The sequence below is a fragment of the Romboutsia sp. Marseille-P6047 genome (assembly GCF_900604535.1).
Classification (GTDB): Bacteria; Bacillota; Clostridia; order Peptostreptococcales; family Peptostreptococcaceae; genus Romboutsia_E.
Genome location: NZ_UWOT01000001.1, coordinates 257,988 through 275,944, shown reverse-complemented (window position 1 = coordinate 275,944; position 17,957 = coordinate 257,988). Strand labels below are relative to the sequence as shown.

General features: G+C 26.6%; 17 protein-coding genes. 10 read left to right on the top strand and 7 right to left on the bottom strand.

The window, feature by feature from the left end; translation table 11 throughout:
- Nucleotide 1 precedes the first annotated feature (1 nt).
- Together yfmF and yfmH are read left to right on the top strand one after the other, a co-directional pair.
- Nucleotides 2–1,264: an EF-P 5-aminopentanol modification-associated protein YfmF gene (gene yfmF, locus EIH23_RS01355; RefSeq protein WP_122638409.1), complete on the top strand. Its 1,263-nt coding sequence runs from the start codon at nt 2–4 to the stop codon at nt 1,262–1,264.
- Between the two features lie 12 nt (nt 1,265–1,276).
- Nucleotides 1,277–2,563 (top strand): EF-P 5-aminopentanol modification-associated protein YfmH, encoded by a 1,287-nt coding sequence (gene yfmH, locus EIH23_RS01350; RefSeq protein ID WP_122638408.1) that lies wholly within the window; start codon nt 1,277–1,279, stop codon nt 2,561–2,563.
- 35 nt (nt 2,564–2,598) lie between these two features.
- On the opposite strand, the gene EIH23_RS01345 is transcribed toward yfmH, so the two are convergent.
- From EIH23_RS01345 to EIH23_RS16465, 7 genes are all read right to left on the bottom strand, one after another.
- On the bottom strand, nt 2,599–3,666 hold the full coding sequence (locus EIH23_RS01345) for an ABC transporter permease (RefSeq protein ID WP_122638407.1): 1,068 nt from the start codon (nt 3,664–3,666) through the stop codon (nt 2,599–2,601).
- Nucleotides 3,667–4,416 carry an ABC transporter permease gene (locus tag EIH23_RS01340; RefSeq protein ID WP_243113297.1) on the bottom strand — a complete coding sequence of 250 codons (750 nt, stop codon included), beginning with the start codon at nt 4,414–4,416 and terminating at the stop codon, nt 3,667–3,669.
- Between the two features lie 26 nt (nt 4,417–4,442).
- Nucleotides 4,443–4,754, bottom strand: coding sequence for a hypothetical protein (locus EIH23_RS01335; RefSeq protein WP_122638405.1), 312 nt, complete (start codon nt 4,752–4,754; stop codon nt 4,443–4,445).
- Between the two features lie 9 nt (nt 4,755–4,763).
- Nucleotides 4,764–5,699 (bottom strand): ABC transporter ATP-binding protein, encoded by a 936-nt coding sequence (locus EIH23_RS01330; protein ID WP_122638404.1) that lies wholly within the window; start codon nt 5,697–5,699, stop codon nt 4,764–4,766.
- Nucleotides 5,700–5,782: 83 nt separating this feature from the next.
- Nucleotides 5,783–6,424, bottom strand: a complete 642-nt coding sequence (locus EIH23_RS01325; RefSeq protein WP_122638403.1) for a response regulator transcription factor — start codon at nt 6,422–6,424, stop codon at nt 5,783–5,785.
- Between the two features lie 148 nt (nt 6,425–6,572).
- On the bottom strand, nt 6,573–6,743 hold the full coding sequence (locus EIH23_RS16470; RefSeq protein WP_243113291.1) for an ATP-binding protein: 171 nt from the start codon (nt 6,741–6,743) through the stop codon (nt 6,573–6,575).
- A 98-nt stretch (nt 6,744–6,841) separates the two neighbouring features.
- On the bottom strand, nt 6,842–7,309 hold the full coding sequence (locus EIH23_RS16465) for a histidine kinase (RefSeq protein WP_243113290.1): 468 nt from the start codon (nt 7,307–7,309) through the stop codon (nt 6,842–6,844).
- 463 nt (nt 7,310–7,772) lie between these two features.
- Between EIH23_RS16465 and EIH23_RS01315 the strand changes: the two genes are divergently transcribed.
- The 8 genes from EIH23_RS01315 to EIH23_RS01280 all read left to right on the top strand — a co-directional run bounded on the left by EIH23_RS01315 (nt 7,773) and on the right by EIH23_RS01280 (nt 17,880).
- Nucleotides 7,773–8,552, top strand: coding sequence for a tyrosine-protein phosphatase (locus EIH23_RS01315; RefSeq protein ID WP_122638402.1), 780 nt, complete (start codon nt 7,773–7,775; stop codon nt 8,550–8,552).
- Between the two features lie 12 nt (nt 8,553–8,564).
- Complete coding sequence (gene lgt, locus EIH23_RS01310) at nt 8,565–9,317, top strand: prolipoprotein diacylglyceryl transferase (RefSeq protein ID WP_122638401.1); 753 nt, start codon at nt 8,565–8,567, stop codon at nt 9,315–9,317.
- 21 nt (nt 9,318–9,338) lie between these two features.
- Complete coding sequence (gene rsmH, locus EIH23_RS01305) at nt 9,339–10,274, top strand: 16S rRNA (cytosine(1402)-N(4))-methyltransferase RsmH (RefSeq protein WP_122638400.1); 936 nt, start codon at nt 9,339–9,341, stop codon at nt 10,272–10,274.
- A gap of 168 nt (nt 10,275–10,442) precedes the next feature.
- Nucleotides 10,443–12,440 (top strand): sigma-54 interaction domain-containing protein, encoded by a 1,998-nt coding sequence (locus EIH23_RS01300; RefSeq protein WP_122638399.1) that lies wholly within the window; start codon nt 10,443–10,445, stop codon nt 12,438–12,440.
- 196 nt (nt 12,441–12,636) lie between these two features.
- Nucleotides 12,637–14,061: a Na+/H+ antiporter NhaC gene (nhaC, locus tag EIH23_RS01295; RefSeq protein WP_122638398.1), complete on the top strand. Its 1,425-nt coding sequence runs from the start codon at nt 12,637–12,639 to the stop codon at nt 14,059–14,061.
- A gap of 5 nt (nt 14,062–14,066) precedes the next feature.
- A complete protein-coding gene (gene iadA, locus EIH23_RS01290; protein ID WP_122638397.1) occupies nt 14,067–15,221 on the top strand; it encodes a beta-aspartyl-peptidase in 1,155 nt (384 codons plus the stop codon).
- 289 nt (nt 15,222–15,510) lie between these two features.
- Nucleotides 15,511–15,888, top strand: coding sequence for a hypothetical protein (locus EIH23_RS01285; protein ID WP_122638396.1), 378 nt, complete (start codon nt 15,511–15,513; stop codon nt 15,886–15,888).
- A gap of 12 nt (nt 15,889–15,900) precedes the next feature.
- Nucleotides 15,901–17,880, top strand: a complete 1,980-nt coding sequence (locus EIH23_RS01280) for a stage V sporulation protein D (RefSeq protein WP_122638395.1) — start codon at nt 15,901–15,903, stop codon at nt 17,878–17,880.
- Nucleotides 17,881–17,957 lie beyond the last annotated feature (77 nt).

The following is a 17,957-nucleotide window of genomic DNA, read 5'->3' as shown; positions in this document are numbered from 1 at the left end:
AATGGACGGAATAAAAAATATATCTTTAGGAGAACAAATTAACTTAACGTTAATTCATTCTAAGAAATTTAAATCTAATCTTGTAAGTATATATATACAAAGATTACTAGATAAAGATGAAGCTACAAAAAATGCTTTAATACCAGAGATTGTAACTAGTGGTAGTATGAAATATCCTAGTGCAAGAGAAATATCAAATGAGTTAGATAACTTATATGGATCTTCAATGGGAGCAGATATTACTAAAAGAGGAGAGCGCCAAGTACTTAGTTTTAAAATAATAAGTACAAATGAAAAATATTTAGATGAAAATATATTTAAAGATGTAATTGAATTCTTTAATGATATAGTAAACAATCCATTAGTAATAGATGGTGGATTTAAAGAAGAGTTTTTAAATATAGAAAAGCAAAATTTAAAGGATAGAATACAAGCTAAAATTAATGATAAAGGAAGATATGCACTTGAAAGAGCCTTTGAAGAAATGTGCCAAGGTGAAAGATACAGCATAAGTGAATATGGATATGAAGAAGATATAGACAAAATAACTCCTAAAGAGTTATATGAACACTATAAAGAAATCTTAAGAACATCACCAATAGATATAGTAGTTGAAGGTGATTTTGATGAAGATGAAGTTATAAAAGTAATAACTGATAACTTTAAATTTGAAAGAGGAAATATAATAGATATACCTAGAGATGAATTTATAAAAGAAATAAAAGAAGTTAAAACTGTAAATGAAAAAATGGAAATAACTCAAGGAAAACTTATAATGGGTTATAGAAGTAATATAGATTACTTAGAAGAAGAAAAATACTTTGCCTTAGTAGTAGGGTCAAATATATTAGGTGGAGGACCAGACTCTAAATTATTCTTAAATGTAAGAGAAAAAGAAAGTCTATGTTACTATGTATATTCTTCAATAGAAAAATATAAAGGAATATTATTTATATCAGCAGGAATAGAAGCCAATAATTATGAAAAAACAATAAATTTAATAAATGAGCAATTAGGTAAATTGAAAAATGGAGAAATATCTGATAAAGAGTTAAATAACAGTAAAAGTGCTTTAATAAGTTCTATGAGAACAATAGCAGATAATATAGGTGGAAGAAGTGATTTTTACTTTGCTCAAGCAATGGGAAAAACTAATTCTACTATAGAATCAATAATAGATAAATTAGATAAAATAAGTGTAGAAGATATAGTTGAAGTTGTAAAAGATATAAAATTAGATACTGTATATTTCTTAAGCAACTAAGGAGGCATAAATATGAAAGAAATTACTAATGAAGTTTTAAAAGAAAAGATATATTATGAAAAATTAGAAAATGGATTAGATGTTTACTTTATGCCTAAAGAGGGATTTACAAAAAAATATGCAGTTCTTGCAACTAATTATGGTTCAAATGAATTAGAATTTGTGCCAATAGGCGAGAATAAGCCAATAAGAGTAAACGAAGGAATTGCTCATTTTCTAGAACATAAGATGTTTGAACAACCAAATGGAAAAAATGCATTTGACGAATTTTCTAAGTATGGAGCAAGTGCAAATGCATTTACTAATTTTACAATGACGGCTTACTTATTTTCTTGTACTGAGTATTTTTATGAATGCTTAGCTCATTTAATAGATTACGTTCAGACTCCTTATTTTACAGATGAAAATGTAGAAAAGGAAAAGGGAATAATAGAACAAGAAATAAAAATGTACAATGATGATCCTGATTGGAATGTATATTTTAACGCTTTAAAAGCAATGTATGTAAACTATCCAGTAAGAGTTGATATAGCAGGTAGCGTTGATAGTATATATAAAATAACAAAAGAAGAATTATATAAGTGTTACAATACATTTTATAATCCAGGAAATATGACTTTATTTGTAGTTGGAGATTTGGATGTAAATAAAGTTATGGATACGGTAAAAAAATATAATCATAATGATGTAGAAAAATTAGAACATAAAATAGAAACATTTTATCCAGATGAACCTAATCATGTAAATGAAAAGGAAGTAATTGAAAAGTTTTCAATATCAATACCTATGTTTAATATAGCATTTAAAGATAATAATGTAGGTATGTCTGGTAAAGAGCTTATGAAAAAGGAAATAATTACAGAAATATTAATAGATATGATTTTTAAAAGAGGGACAGCTCTTTACGAAGACTTATACATGCAAGGATTAATAAATGAAAACTTTGGATCAGGATTTTCATCTCAAGTAAATTATGGGTTTACTATAATAGGTGGAGATTCTAAAAATCCCAAGGAAGTAAAAAGAATAATTCTTGAATATATAGAAAAATATAAAAAAGAAGGTTTAGATAAAGTCGCTTTTGAAAGAACTAAGAAAAAGAAAATTGGACATTTCTTAAAATATTTTGACTCTGTTAACTTTATTGCAAATAACTTTATAGCATATAACTTTAAGGGTATGAATGTACTAGATTATTTAGATGTTATAAAAGAAGTTAAGTTTGAAGAAATAGAAGAAAGACTTAAAGAGCATTTAAAAGAGGAGTATTGTGTAATATCTATAGTTGAGCCTAAATAATAAAAAAAGAATTCACTATTTAGTGAATTCTTTTTTTAATTTCTAGCAAAGTCTTTTAATTTAAAGCTACCACATGTCATAAAGACTAATCCCATTAACAATAAAGCAAATATAGATATATATATATTACCTCCATTAGCTACTTCAAATATCCAATAAAATGGAGATATCATAGATAATTTATTAAATAATTGACTATTAATATTTAATGAAGGTAGTAAATCACCTAAGCATAAAATGATACTAATTAAACAATAAAATGAAGTTGTAAGAAATACATAAGATTCTTTTTTAAATAACCTACATATGAAAATTACTAAACCAGTAGAAACAAATGAGTTAGCACAAATTAATAATATAGTAGGTATACTTATATTATCTCCATGAATTATATTTGCTAAGATTAAAGCTAAAGAAGAAAAGAATGCTTGAACTAAAAATAATGAGAAACATAAACTAAAAATAATATGGAAATCTTTATTTTTAGTAGATAACATTCTTCTTAATACATTTGATTTTCTAAGTGATAATAAATCCATACAAAATACACCGCTACATAAGTATAAAAAATAAGAAATCATAAAAACAGATAATACGTCGCTTCCTAATAGAGAAGATTCTTTTTTTATTATATTAGAAGTTATTATACTTGTATTTATATTACCGTCTTCCTTATATTTTAACGATTTACTTATAAATTTATTTATATTTGATTCAGTTAATAAACTTCCTCCACCATTAGATGTTTTAAATGATGTAACTTTAGGACTAACTGAATTATCAATATCAACAGAAAAATTATTATTTAATACTATAACAGAAGAAATATCATTATTTTTTAGTAAATCTATAGCTTTTTCTTTATCCTTAATATCAAATAAAGTCATATTATCTCCTAGTTCATCTATAAGTTTGCTTTCATATTTTCCATCTTTGTTACATACCAAGGCAATTTGTTGCTCAAATAAAGATCCATTTGAGTTATTTACTGATGAGCTTACAAAAAATATCATAACTAATGGTACAAATATCATTGGTAATATTAAATGAGGTGATTTTAAATACCTCTTTATATTTGCTAAAGTTAAATTAATTATATTCATTTATATTTCCCTCCAATGATATTTTTCTTTTATTGCTGATAAAATAAATAATATTGATGATATTAATAGTATTAAAATACATGAAGTTGATATAGAGCTAAAATTATCGTATACACTATAATTAGTAAATAAATTATTTATAATATGTGTAGGTGATAGAGTATAAAATTTAGATAAATCCTCATAAAAAGGAACAAATGTACCACCTAAAATTAACTCAGCAAAGCTTAAAATACATGTAATGATAACACCATATTTTTTAGGAATAAATGAACTTATGAACTTTGATATTGAAGCTATAAATATGGATGTAATTAAACATATAATAATTAATAAAAATATATTTCCAGTAAATGCAGTTCCTAAAAATCTATTAATAAACACATATAAAATTAAAAAAATTAAAGAATATATAAATAAATTTACAAAGCTTAAAATTAACTTACTTACTCTAGATATAGGCATAGAGTATATTCGTTTATTTAATCCAGAGTATTCTCCTATATAAGAATTACTTACTTCACCATCATAACCAGATGCAGTATTATTAAATATCATTGATATAATTAAAAAACCTAATAGTGATATAGCAAAATACTCAGATGAAGACTTAGATATATTTGAATCTACAAATTTACTTTCTATAAATGAAGTACCAACATCACTAAAATATAATTCTTCATGATAATTATCTATAATATTTTTAGCAATGCTTGAGAAGTTTGAGCTTTTTTTATGAAGTTCTTTTATATTTATGGAATTTTTATTATTATTTTCTAAACTAACTTCATATCCTTTAGGAATTGTATTTCTAAATTAAGATCCTTATTTTTATCTTCTATACTAAATAATTCACTATAATTATTTTTAATATAACTAATAAGATGATTTGATGAAGTAGTATTATCATTATCTACAAAGTTTATATTTATAATTTGAGTAACATTAGGGCTTTCAAATGTTGACTTACTTATACTTCCTAAAAAGAAAACCATAAAAATTGGTAAAAGTATAAAGTTACATATATTCATAAATAAATTACTTTTAAGTGATTTAAAGAAAAACTTAATACTATAGTATAATCTCATAATATCCTCCTAATCTCTTAGATTCTTTCCTGTAAGATTTAAAAACACATCTTCAAGACTAGAATTATTATAAGAAATATTAGATAAACAAGCATGGTTACTTTCTAATATACTTAAAGCTTTTGATATAGAAAAATCTTTTTCTGTACTAAGTAAAAGTAAACCGTCTTCTTCTTTTACAGATATAACTCCCTTGAGATTTTTTAGTTCAAATATAATATTTCCATTTAAATTATTTACACATATGGATATATTAGTGTTACTTGAAACTAAGTTCCTTAAATAATCTTGAGTACCAAAAGCAATTTCTTTTCCTTCATCCATAATAAATATCTTAGAACAAAGACTTTCTACCTCTTCCATATAATGAGATGTATATATTATAGTTGTATTTCTTTCTTTTGATAGATTTTTTAAGACTGTAAAAATATGATTTCTTGATTGAGGGTCAACTCCAACTGTTGGTTCATCAAGTATTAATATTTTAGGATGATTAATTAAAGCCACTGCTATATTAAGTCTTCTTTTCATACCACCAGATAATTTACTTACTTTTTTCTTTTTAACATCTATAAGACCTGATATTTCTAAACACTCGCTTATTCTTTCTTTTAATAATTTACCTTTAAGTCCATATAATGAAGCAAAATACTCTAAGTTATCATAAGGTGTTAAAGTTTCTATTATTGCAAGTTCTTGTGGAACTAATCCTATTAAAGATTTTACTTTTATGGAGTCTTTGTCCATAGTCATATTATTTATTTGAATAGTACCGCTATTAGGTGAAGTAAGTCCTGATACAATATTTATTAATGTTGACTTACCAGCACCATTTGGACCTATAAGTCCAAATATTTCACCTTCACTGATATTAAAGCTAATATTATCTAAAGCTATTTTATCGTTAAATCTTTTTGTTATATTTTCTATTTTTATAAAGCTCATAAAAACCTCCCGTAATTTTCTAATACTATAATAAAAAATTACGGGAGGTTTTTCTATAACTTAAAGTAACTAAAAATAGTGACTTAAGTCACTATTTTATTTTTAAAAGCAAATATAGCAATTTGAGTTCTATCTCTAAGGTTAAGTTTTGATAATATATTACTTATATTATTTTTTATAGTTCCTTCAGATAGAAATAATTCATTACTTATTTCTTTATTAGTAAGACCATTTGCTATAAGCTTTATTATATCAATTTCCTTAGATGATAAATTGTGTGTGTTTATAATTTCATTTGTATTATTAGTTTCATTATTAATGACCTTTGATGCAACACTTTTATCTAAAACTATATTTCCATAAAAGCTAGAGCGGATTCCTTCATATATAACATCATTAGAGCTATCTTTTAAAAGGTATCCAGATGCACCTAGGTTCATAGCATCTTTTATATATTTGTCGTCATTAAAAGTAGTAAGTATAAGTATTTTTATAGATTCATCATATTCTTTAATTAATCTAGTTCCTAAAACACCATCGCATATATTCATTCTTATATCCATAAGAACTAAATCTACACTATTATTTTTACAAAAATCTAAAGCTTCATATCCGTTTGCTACATCACCAATAACATTTATATCATCATAAGATTTTAGTATTATTTTAAGACCTGTTCTTATAAGTTTTTCATCATCGACAATTAAAACATTTATTTTACTCAATAAATTCACCTCTTGTATTTTTAGGAAAAGAAGCATGTATTAAAAAAACATCATTAGAAGAATTAAATCTAGCTAAGCCATTAAGTTCATTCATTCTTTCAGTAATACTTTTTAGTCCGTTTCCTTTGATTATATTTTTGCATGTAGTTCAATTATCTTTTATATTTATAACTAAATTATCATTATTAAAATTTAAAAATATTTGAATTTTAGTTGCATTAGAATGTTTTATACAGTTTGATAAAGCTTCTTGAATAACTCTATATAAAGAAGTTAATTGTATACTAGAAAGCTTCCATGTATTTTTAGATACAGTCATTTTAACATCTATATTAGTCATCTTTGAAAAATTATTTATTAATTCTTTTATTTTAAAAAGATTTTCATATTTTTCATATTCTTTAGGTTTTAAAGTATTTATAGCATTTCGTACTTCTTTAAACTCATTTTTACAAACTCTCTAAGCTCACATACTAATTCTTTTAAATCTTTATCATAAGAAACTAACTTTTCTATTGCACTAAGTTGAATTATTGTTGTAGAAAGAGCATGTCCTACGCTATCATGAATTTCTCTTGATATTCTATTTCTTTCTTTAAGTATAGTAAGTTCTTCTAATGAATCTATATAAATTTCTAAATCAGAATTTGCTTTTTTTAACTTATCTTCAGATATCCTAAGTTGATTATATATTTTTTGAGAGTTTAATTTAGATAAACTTTCATTATGTATATAGATACAAAGTATAGATATAACTAATAAGAAAAATGAATATTCAAATGCACTTAATAATGAATAATCAATATTTATTATTAATGAAAAAATTATAGCTATTATTAAGTAAATATATTTGTTATAGATTTTTTTAGAATTTGTAATATCCAAAATCATTGGGATAAAGAAAAATACATTAATTTTATCAATATAATTAGAAAGTATATAAATTAAAATAAATTCTATTATAAGTGATATATGAATAAATATTTTTTTGTATTACAAATTAAAATACCTAATTTGATTATTTATTATAAATATCAGTATTAAGAAAAATGAGTAACTTGATGATAAGTTTATATTAATAAAATAATCTATAAATATCATAAATAAAGATAAATATCTAGATATTGTAATTAATTTATAATTATTCATAAGACCTCCGCTTATTATATATTTTATTTTAGGATAATCTATTTTATCAATTATTCAAATATGTGATATTAGTAAATTAGACATTTATAATAATATTATTATAAATTTAGTCAAAATACTTTTTTATAAATTTAAAACTGTTATAATATTAAAATAAACTTTTATAATTAAATCAGTATTATAGTAAGGGGAAAATATTATGATAGATATACATTGTCACATACTGCCAGGAGTTGATGATGGAGCAGTTGATTTAGAAGAAGCATTAGAAATGGCAAGAATAGCAGAAAAAGAAGGTATAAAAAAAATAATAAATACATCCCATTTTCATCCTGAATTTAAGTATATAATGGGAGAAGAACTTGTAGATATAGTAGATAGATTCAATATAACTTTAAAGGCAAATAAGATTAACTTAGAAGTATTGTTAGGAAATGAAATATATTATACAGATGAGATAATTGAAAATCTAGATACTTTAAGCTTTTATACATTAAATAAAAGTAAGTATGTACTAATAGAATTTTCACCTATGAATATTCATAAAAATTTAGCCGATGTAGTTTATGAAGTTAAGTTAAAAGGATATACACCTGTATTAGCTCATGTTGAAAGATATAATAATATTATAGAAAATCCGAATATAATATATGATTGTATTAAAGAAGGAGCTATAATACAAGTAAATGCTTCTAGTATATTAGGAAAGCATGGCAAAGAAATAAAAAGAACAAGTGATATTTTATTAGATAATAATATGGTACATATAATAGCAAGTGACGCTCATGGAAGCGAAAGAAGAAGACCTCAATTAAAAGAAGCATATAACTTTGTAGAAAATAAATATTCAAAAGAAGTTGCAGATAATTTATTTAATAACAATCAGAGTTTAATTATAAAAAATGAGGATATAATTATACCTAAGGCAATCAGATATGAAGAAAAAAAGGGACTTTTTAGTAAATTATTTAAAAGATAAGGAGCAATAATAATGGATAGAGTAGCATTTACTATATTTGGTATAGATGTAATGTGGTATGGAGTGTTAATGGCTACAGGAATGATTTTAGGTACGCTTTTAGCATTAAGAGAAGCTAAAAGAGTAGGAATAAGTGAAGATGATGTTTTGAACCTAGCAATATGTGCAATACCATCAGGTGTAATAGGTGCAAGACTTTATTATGTTATTTTTAATTGGAGTTACTATTCTCAAAATCCATCTCAAATATTAAATTTTAGAGGTGGAGGAATGGCTATACATGGTGCCTTAATAGGAGGTATATTAGCTGGATTTATTTATACAAAAATAAAGAAAATTAATTTCTTCAAAATGGCAGATGTAGCATTAATAGGTATGCCTCTAGCACAAGCAATAGGAAGATGGGGAAATTATATAAATGGAGAAGCTCATGGAGGACCTACAAACTTACCATGGGGAATAATAGTTGACGGTGTTAAAGTTCATCCAACTTTCCTTTATGAATCTATATGGGATTTTGGTTTATTCATATTTCTATGGATGTTTAGAAAGAAAAAGAAATATGAAGGACAACTTGCCATTTACTACATAATATTTTACTCGCTAGGTCGATTCTTTATAGAAGGACTTAGAACTGATAGCTTAATGATAGGTCCACTTAGAATGGCTCAAGTTATAAGTTTAGTAGGAGTAATAGGTGGAATAATAGCGCATATTTATTTATCAAAGAAAAATAATAATACAAATGAAGAAGAATCAAAATAAGTAGTACTAAGGAGATATAATATGGAATTTCATCATGTGTCGGTACTTTTAAATGAGTGCATTGATAATTTAAATATAAAACCAGACGGTGTTTATGTTGACTGTACAATGGGTGGAGCTGGTCACTCAAAAGAAATAGTAAAAAGATTATCTGATAAAGGTCTTTTTATAGGATTTGACCAAGATAAAAATGCAATAGCAACAGCAAAAGAAAGATTAAGTGAATACTCAGATAGAGTAAGATTTGTTCATAGTAACTTTGAAAATATAAAAGAAGAGTTAGCTAAGATTGGTGTTCATAAAATAGATGGAGTTTTAGCAGACTTAGGAGTTTCATCTCATCAATTAGATGAAGCTGATAGAGGATTTTCTTATATGCAAGATGCACCTCTTGATATGAGAATGGACGTTAGATGTACTTTTTCAGCATATGATGTTGTAAATACTTATAGTGAAGAAGAACTTGCTAAAATAATAAAAGATTATGGTGAAGATAATTGGGCTAAAAGAATAGCTAAGTTCATAGTTGAAGGAAGAAGTGAAAAGCCAATTGAAACTACTGGAGAGTTAGTTGAAATAATTAAAAAGGCAATACCTAAAAAGGCAAGAATAGATGGACCGCATCCAGCAAAAAGAACTTTCCAAGCAATAAGAATAGAAGTTAACAACGAGCTTGGAGTAATAACTAAGATGATAAATGATGCAGTATCTATAATGAATGAAGGTGGAAGAGTGTGTATAATAACATTCCACTCATTAGAAGATAGAATAGTAAAAAATGCATTTAGAGATTTAGCAGTGGACTGTATATGTCCACCAGAGCTTCCTATTTGTCAATGTGATAAAGAAGCTGAAGTAAAGGTTATAACAAGAAAGCCAATACTACCAAGCAAGGAAGAAGTAGAATTTAATCCAAGAAGTAGAAGTGCAAAGCTTAGAGTAGCACAGAAAATATAAGGTTTATTGTTAATAAAGCTTGTAATGTAAATATAATCTTACATTGCAAGCTTTATTTTAATAATAAATCTTTTTTATTATATTTACTTGTTAAAAATAGATTTTGATTTACCTTATAGTATTACTATATAATGTTATTTAAATTAAACATAATAAAGGGGGCAAAAAGTGAAAAATATTTTAATAATATCATTTGGAGAACATACAGGATTAAGTATAAAAAATCAATTAAAATATATCTTGAAAGATAAAGTTAATATAAATAATTTAATTTTAAATAGTAGTTGTGACTATAAATTAGATGGTGACTTAGTTATATTTTCTAGCCAAGAAGTTAAGGATATATGCCTTCCTAAAATAGATAAAAATTTAGATTATGTAATTTTAAAAAGGGTAATAAGGCATGAATGTATTGATGAGATTTTAAAAATAAGAAAATATGAAGATATACTTGTTGTAAATGATACTAAAGAAAGTTGTGACGAAGTTATTAATCAACTTAATAATCAAGGAATAGATCATGTAAATTATTATTCTTATTATCCGGGTATTATTAATTATAAAAACGCTAGTATAGCTATTACACCAGGAGAACCTCATTTGGTTCCTAATGGGATAAAAAGGGTTATAGATATAAAGCCTAGGAGGATGGATGTAATAAGTTTAATAGAAATACTAATGAAACTAAATTATATGAAAGAGTATGAAAGTTTAATTTCATCTTACTTTTATAAAGATATTATAGATATTTCTAAGAAATATATAAGTATGTATCAAGAAAGTAATAAAGTAAAAGAAGTTCTAACAAGTATAGTAGATAACCAAAGAAATGGCATTATCTATACGGACACTGAAGATAATGTAATAACATTAAATGAAGAAGCAGTTAAGTTATTAAATACGTCTAAAGAAAATATTATAGGTGAAAATATTTATAAGCATTTTAAAGATTTAAAAGAAGACATTATTAGTATTAGTGATAAAGAGGTTTTAATATCTAAAGAAAATATAAGAAATAATGATATTTATAGTGGCAATATGATTGTACTTAATGAGGTTAAGCATATACATAAAATTGATGATGAATTAAGACGAAAAGAAAAGTCTAAAGATAGTTATTCTAAGTATACTTTTGATGATATAGTAGGTAGTTGTAAATCTTTAATAAAAAATATAAACTTGGCTAAGAAAATTGCTAAAACAAATTCAACTGTTTTAATTCAAGGTGAAACTGGAACTGGAAAAGAAGTTTTAGCTCAAGCCATACATAATGAATCTGAAAGAAGAGATTATCCATTTGTAGCTATTAACTTTGCAGCAATACCAGAGAACTTAATAGAAAGTGAGCTTTTTGGATATGAAGAAGGCGCTTTTACAGGTGCAAAAAAGGGCGGTAAAGTCGGTTTATTTAAAAAGGCACACAAGGGAACCATATTTTTAGATGAAATAGGTGATGCATCCTTATATTTACAGTCTAGATTACTTAGAGTTCTTCAGGAAAGGGAGATAACTCCAGTAGGTAGTACAGAGGCAATTCCTATAGATATAAGAGTTATAGCAGCTACTAATAGAGAATTATTTGAAGAAGTTAAGTTAAAAAACTTTAGAGAAGATTTATATTATAGATTAAATGTAATGCCTGTATACTCTATACCACTTCGTAATAGAAAAGAGGATATAAAGTTATTACTAGAATATTACTTATTTAAATTTGTTAAAATAGATAATTTAGAGTTATTTTTTACAAATGATGCTATAAAATTACTTGAAGAATATCATTGGCCAGGTAATATAAGGGAATTAGTAAATATTGTAGAATACGTATGTACAATAAAAGATATTGATTCAAAAGTGGAGGTAAATGACTTTCCAAAGTATATAATTGAATCCGTTAAATATGAAAAAGAAGATAGTTTAAGTAATCAATCATTAATAAAAGAAGATTTAGATGAAAAAGAGTTATGGGTATTAAAAAAGATTTATAAATATGAAGGAATAGGTAGACGAACATTATCCATTGTATCTTATGAAGAAGGTTATGGTATTGGCGAAGGAAAAGTAAGAAGTATAATGAAAAAATTAAGAAATGATGGATATATAGATATTAATAAAGGATTAAAAGGGACGAAAATATCAGAGAAAGGGATAAAAAGGGTTAAATCTTAATTGATTAACCCTTTTCATTATTTTCTCCTAAAATTATAGCTTATATAATGAAGATGAATCTTGTATTATGCCTTAAATAAAAATAGACTCCAATGATTTATGTTTTAAGTTTTAAAAAATAAGCGATAAATATAAAAGTTGGCATAGAAATTGCTTAATAAATAATGTAGAAAAATAAATAAACGGAGGAATTTAAATGAATACATCAAAAAAGAAACCAACATTATTACAAGCATTAATACCTATAGTTTTTATGATTGTCGCTTTAGCCATAGGATATGGTTTTTTAAACATAAAAGCAGAGCCTATAATGATAGCTTCAGCTTTCATAGCAGGGATAATAGCTTTAAAACTAGGTTATACATGGGATGAGATGCAAAAATCTATAGTAGATAAGATAGCAAATGCACTTCCTGCAACATTAATTTTATGGAGTGTAGGGCTTTTAATAGGTTCACTTATGTTCTCAGGGGCTGTACCAATGATAATATATTATGGGGTTCAAATGATAAATCCTAAATTTATACTAGTAACTGCATTTTTATTATCGGCATTACTTGCAATAGTTACAGGAACATCATGGGGAGCTGCAGGAACGATTGGTGTAGCAATGATGGGTATAGCAGGAGGATTAGGAGTATCTCTTCCAGCAACAGCAGGGGCTGTAGTTTCAGGAGCATTTTTAGGAGATAAATTATCTCCACTTTCAGATACTACAAATCTGGCTCCTATGGCAGCGGGAAGTGATATATATGATCATATAAAGCACATGCTTTACACAACTGTGCCAGCAGCTATAGTATCAGCGGTAGTTTATTTAATAGTAGGATTTAACTCTTCAGGAGAGTTAGTAACTCCAGAATCAGTTAATTTAATTATGGAACAATTAGATTCTATGTTTAACTTTAATATAATCTTATTAATACCATTAGCGATTATAGTGTTAGGGTCTGTAAAAAGATGGCCAACTATACCAACTATGTTAGGTACAAGTTTATTTAGTGTATTTTTAGGTTCAGCTGTCCAAGGATTTAGTTTAGTTGATGGATTTACATCTTTAATATCAGGTTTTGATTTAACTATGACAGGTTTTCAAGGTGAGGCTACAGCTGAAGTAATAAAACTTATAAATAGAGGTGGAGTGGCGTCTGTTACAAGTACAACAGTACTTATATTCTGCGCTATGGGATTTGCAGGAATTGCAAGTTCTTCGGGAATGCTTGATGTAGTACTTGATTTATTAATGTCAAAAGTAAAATCTACAACTGGAATAATAATATCAACTATAGTATCTTGCTTTACTGTTGCATTTGTTACAGGAAGTTCATATTTATCAATACTTGTACCAGGTGAGTTATTTAAAGAGGTATATCCTAAGAGAAACTTACATCCTAAAAATCTATCAAGAACTTTAGAAGATTCTGGTACAGTTATAGTTCCATTAATACCATGGTCAGCAGCAGGAGCATATATGACAGCGACATTAGGTGTTCCTACTTTAGAATACCTACCATGGGCTATATTAAACTATACAGGAATAATATTTGCTATAATATTAGCTATTACTGGATTTGGAATAGCTAAATTAGACAATAAAGAAAATTTAACTAAGGGAGCGTAGTATATATGATACTTATAAAAAATGTAGAGGTATATTCTCCAGAATATAAGGGAGTAAAAGATGTTTTTATAAGTGGAGGAAAAATATCTTTAATTGAAAATGAAATAAATTTTAATAATGATAAAATAAAGATTATAGATGGTAGTAAAAAAAAGCTTACTCCAGGTTTTATTGATCAACATGTTCATATAACTGGAGGTGGAGGAGAAGGTAGTTTTAAAACTAGAGCTCCAGAGATAACCCTAAGTAAACTTACACAAGGTGGAATAACTACAGTAGTTGGACTTTTAGGGACTGATGGAACTACTAGAAGTGTAGAAAATTTAGTTTCTAAAGCAAAAGCATTGAAGGAAGAAGGAATAACAGTTTTTGCTCATACAGGTTCATATGAATATCCTACTATAACTATAACAGGATCTATAAAAAGAGATATAGTTTTTATAGATGAGATTATAGGAGTAAAGTTAGCTCTATCAGACCATAGAGCTCCTAATGTAAGTAATTTAGAGTTACAAAGAGTAGCATCAGATGCAAGAGTAGCAGGTATGATAAGTGGAAAAGCAGGAATAGTAGTTCTTCATATGGGAGATGGCAAAAAAGGTCTTTCTCAAGTAAATGAGATATTAAAAGAAACTGAAATTCCTATGAAAACAATAAGACCTACTCATGTAAATAGAAAAAAAGAACTTTTAATGGAGGCTTTTGATTATGCAAAAAGAGGAGGAATAATAGATTTAACTTGTGGGATGAAAGATGATTTAACTCCAGGTAAAAGTATAAAAAAAGCTATACATGAAAATGTACCTAAAGAAAACATAACTATAAGCTCTGATGGATATGGAAGTTGGTCAAAATATGATGAAGCTGGTAACTTAATTAAGATGGGGGTATCAAGTGTATCTAGCTTACATAATGAATTTAAATTTATGGTAAATGAATTGGATTTTAGTATAGAGGATGCATTGACTTATATAACATCTAATGTTGCAAAAGGTCTAGAAGTATACCCAAGAAAGGGATGTATAAATGAAGGTTCTGATGCAGATATTTTACTAATTGATGAAAATTTAGATATTGATACAGTAATAGCTAATGGTAAAATTATGATAGAAAATAAAAAAGTATTAGTAAGTGGTACATATGAAGATATAAATATTTAAAAATTAAACTGATTCCTTTTTAATATAGGAATCAGTTTTTTTATTTTAAAATAATAAGTTGTAAATCAATGATTTTAAGAAATATAACATAAATAGACATACTTATCCTTATGTACGATATATATAATTCATTTTTCATAATAAGGACTCTTTTTTTATTGTTTTATGTATAAATTTATATATAAGTAGTTAAAGGAAGTTTGTTATAGTAAGGAAAAATAATAATAGAGGGATTAAATATAAGTTATGCTTAGGTCTTATGGCTATTTTAACTATAGGAGTGGTTGGTATGAAAAAGTCTAAGGAAAAAGATAAGAAAAATAATAAAATTAAGGACATAAATGAATATAAGAAAAAGAAACAGAATAAACATAAAAATAGGAGTAGAAAAACTGCTTTTAAAAAATCACGTGTAATTCTTACGTTTGCTTTTGTGTCAAGTATAATGATAGTTAATCTATGCGGTTATGCTAAAATTTCAGAGCTAAGGTATGATATATATTATTTGGAAAAAGATTTAAGATCTAAAGAAATAATTATAGAACAGCTAAATTCAAATATATATAGTAATACTAGCATAGAGGAAATTGAGAATATGGCAAAAGAAAAATTAAATATGGACTATCCAAATGACAATCAGATTGAATATATAACTGTTGAGGATTAGGGGTGAAAGCTTATGAAGAGAATAAGAGGAAACAGTAAAAAGAGGTTAGTATTAGTTCTTATATTAGCATGTACTTTATTTTTTTGTTTAATATTAAGAACAGGTTATCTTCAATTAATTAAGGGGGAATGGTTAAGTTCTAAGGCTTCAGAACAACAAACTAGAGAGATACCAGTAGAGGCTAAAAGAGGGACAATATATGATACAAATATGAAGGAGTTAGCTGTAAGTGTTACAAAGTACACTGTTTGGTGTAAGCCAGTGGAAGTTGAAGATAAAAAAGATGTTGCAAGTAAGTTGGCTGAAATACTAGATAAAAAAGAGGATGATGTTTATAAACTAGTTAACAAAAAAAATACTGCTCTTGTTAGAGTTCAACGATGGATAGATGATGAAACTGCAACTAAAATAAGAGAGTTAAGTTTATCTGGTATTTGGGTAGCAGAAGACAATCAAAGATATTATCCATATGGAAATTTTGCATCATATGTACTAGGTCATACTGCATCAGATTCAACTGGGATTACTGGTATAGAAATGCAATACAACAGCAAACTTGAAGGAAGTGATGGAAAATTAATTGTAAGCACAGATGCTTCTGGTAGAGAAATACCACAAGGTTCAGAAATTTACTATGAGCCAGAACAAGGGAATGGATTAGTATTAACTATCGATGAAGTAATACAACACTATGCTGAAAAAGCAGTAGAAAAAGCATACGAAACAACGGGAGCTAAAAGGGTAAGTGTAGTAGCTATGGATCCTAAAACAGGAGACATATTAGCTATGACATCAAAACCAGATTATGACCCTAATGACTCTAGAACAGCTATATATCCATATTACCAAGAATTATTAGATAGTTATAGTGATAAAGATATAATAAATGGATATTATGCAATGTGGAGAAACTCAGTAATAAATGATACATATGAGCCTGGGTCAACATTCAAACTTATAACATCATCAGCAGCATTAGAAGAAGGACTAGTAAAGGAAAGTGATAAGTTTGTATGTAATGGTACTGTAAATGTAGCAGGAACTACAATAAAATGTTGGAGACATTATAGACCTCATGGAGAGCAAACTTTCGCTCAAGGTGTTCAGAATTCATGTAACCCAGTTTTCGTTGAGTTAGGAAGTAGATTAGGAGTAAGCAAGTTTTATGATTACATAGAAGCCTTTGGATTTACTTCAAAAACAGGTATAGATTTACCTGGTGAAGCAAAAGGAATAGTTTATAATGAAAAAAATGTTGGACCAGTAGAACTAGCAACTATGTCATTTGGTCAATCAATATCAGTTACACCTCTACAATTAATAACTGCTGTATCATCTATAGCTAATGATGGTAAGCTTATGCAACCTAGACTTGTAAAAGCATACACTGACAACAAAGGAAATGTAGTAGAAGAAGTGAAATCTAAGGTAGTAAGAACTGTATTATCAGAAGAAACATCAAAAAAAATGATGGAAATAGCACAGTCAGTTGTAACAGATGGTGGAGGTAAAACAGCTTATATTCCAGGATACAGAATTGGTGGTAAAACAGGTACTGCACAAAAAGTTGTTGATGGAACTTATGCACAAGGAAAATATATATGCTCATTTATAGGGATTGCTCCTACTGATGATCCTCAAATTGTAGTATTAGCAATAGTGGATGAGCCTACTAAAGGAAGTTTATTTGGTAGTACAGCTGCAGGACCTATAATTAAAGAAATAATGAGCGAGGCATTACCTTATTTAGGAGTTGAACCACAATATACAGAGGAAGAGAAAGCCGATAATGAAAAAGTAAAAGTTGAAGTTCCAGATGTAAGAGATTTAAGTATAGAAGAAGCAACAAAAGCACTAGAGGATGCTAAATTAACTGTAAACTTAGATCCTGATGTAGAAATAAAAGATGGGTCTAAAGTAATTGATATGTTCCCAAAACCAGGTGTCAAAGTATCAGAAGGATCAAGTATATCTATATACTTTGATAATTAAATTTGTAAATAATTTGTAATTAAAGATAATTATAAATAACTTCAAAAAAACTACAATCTGTTATATAATTATAAAGT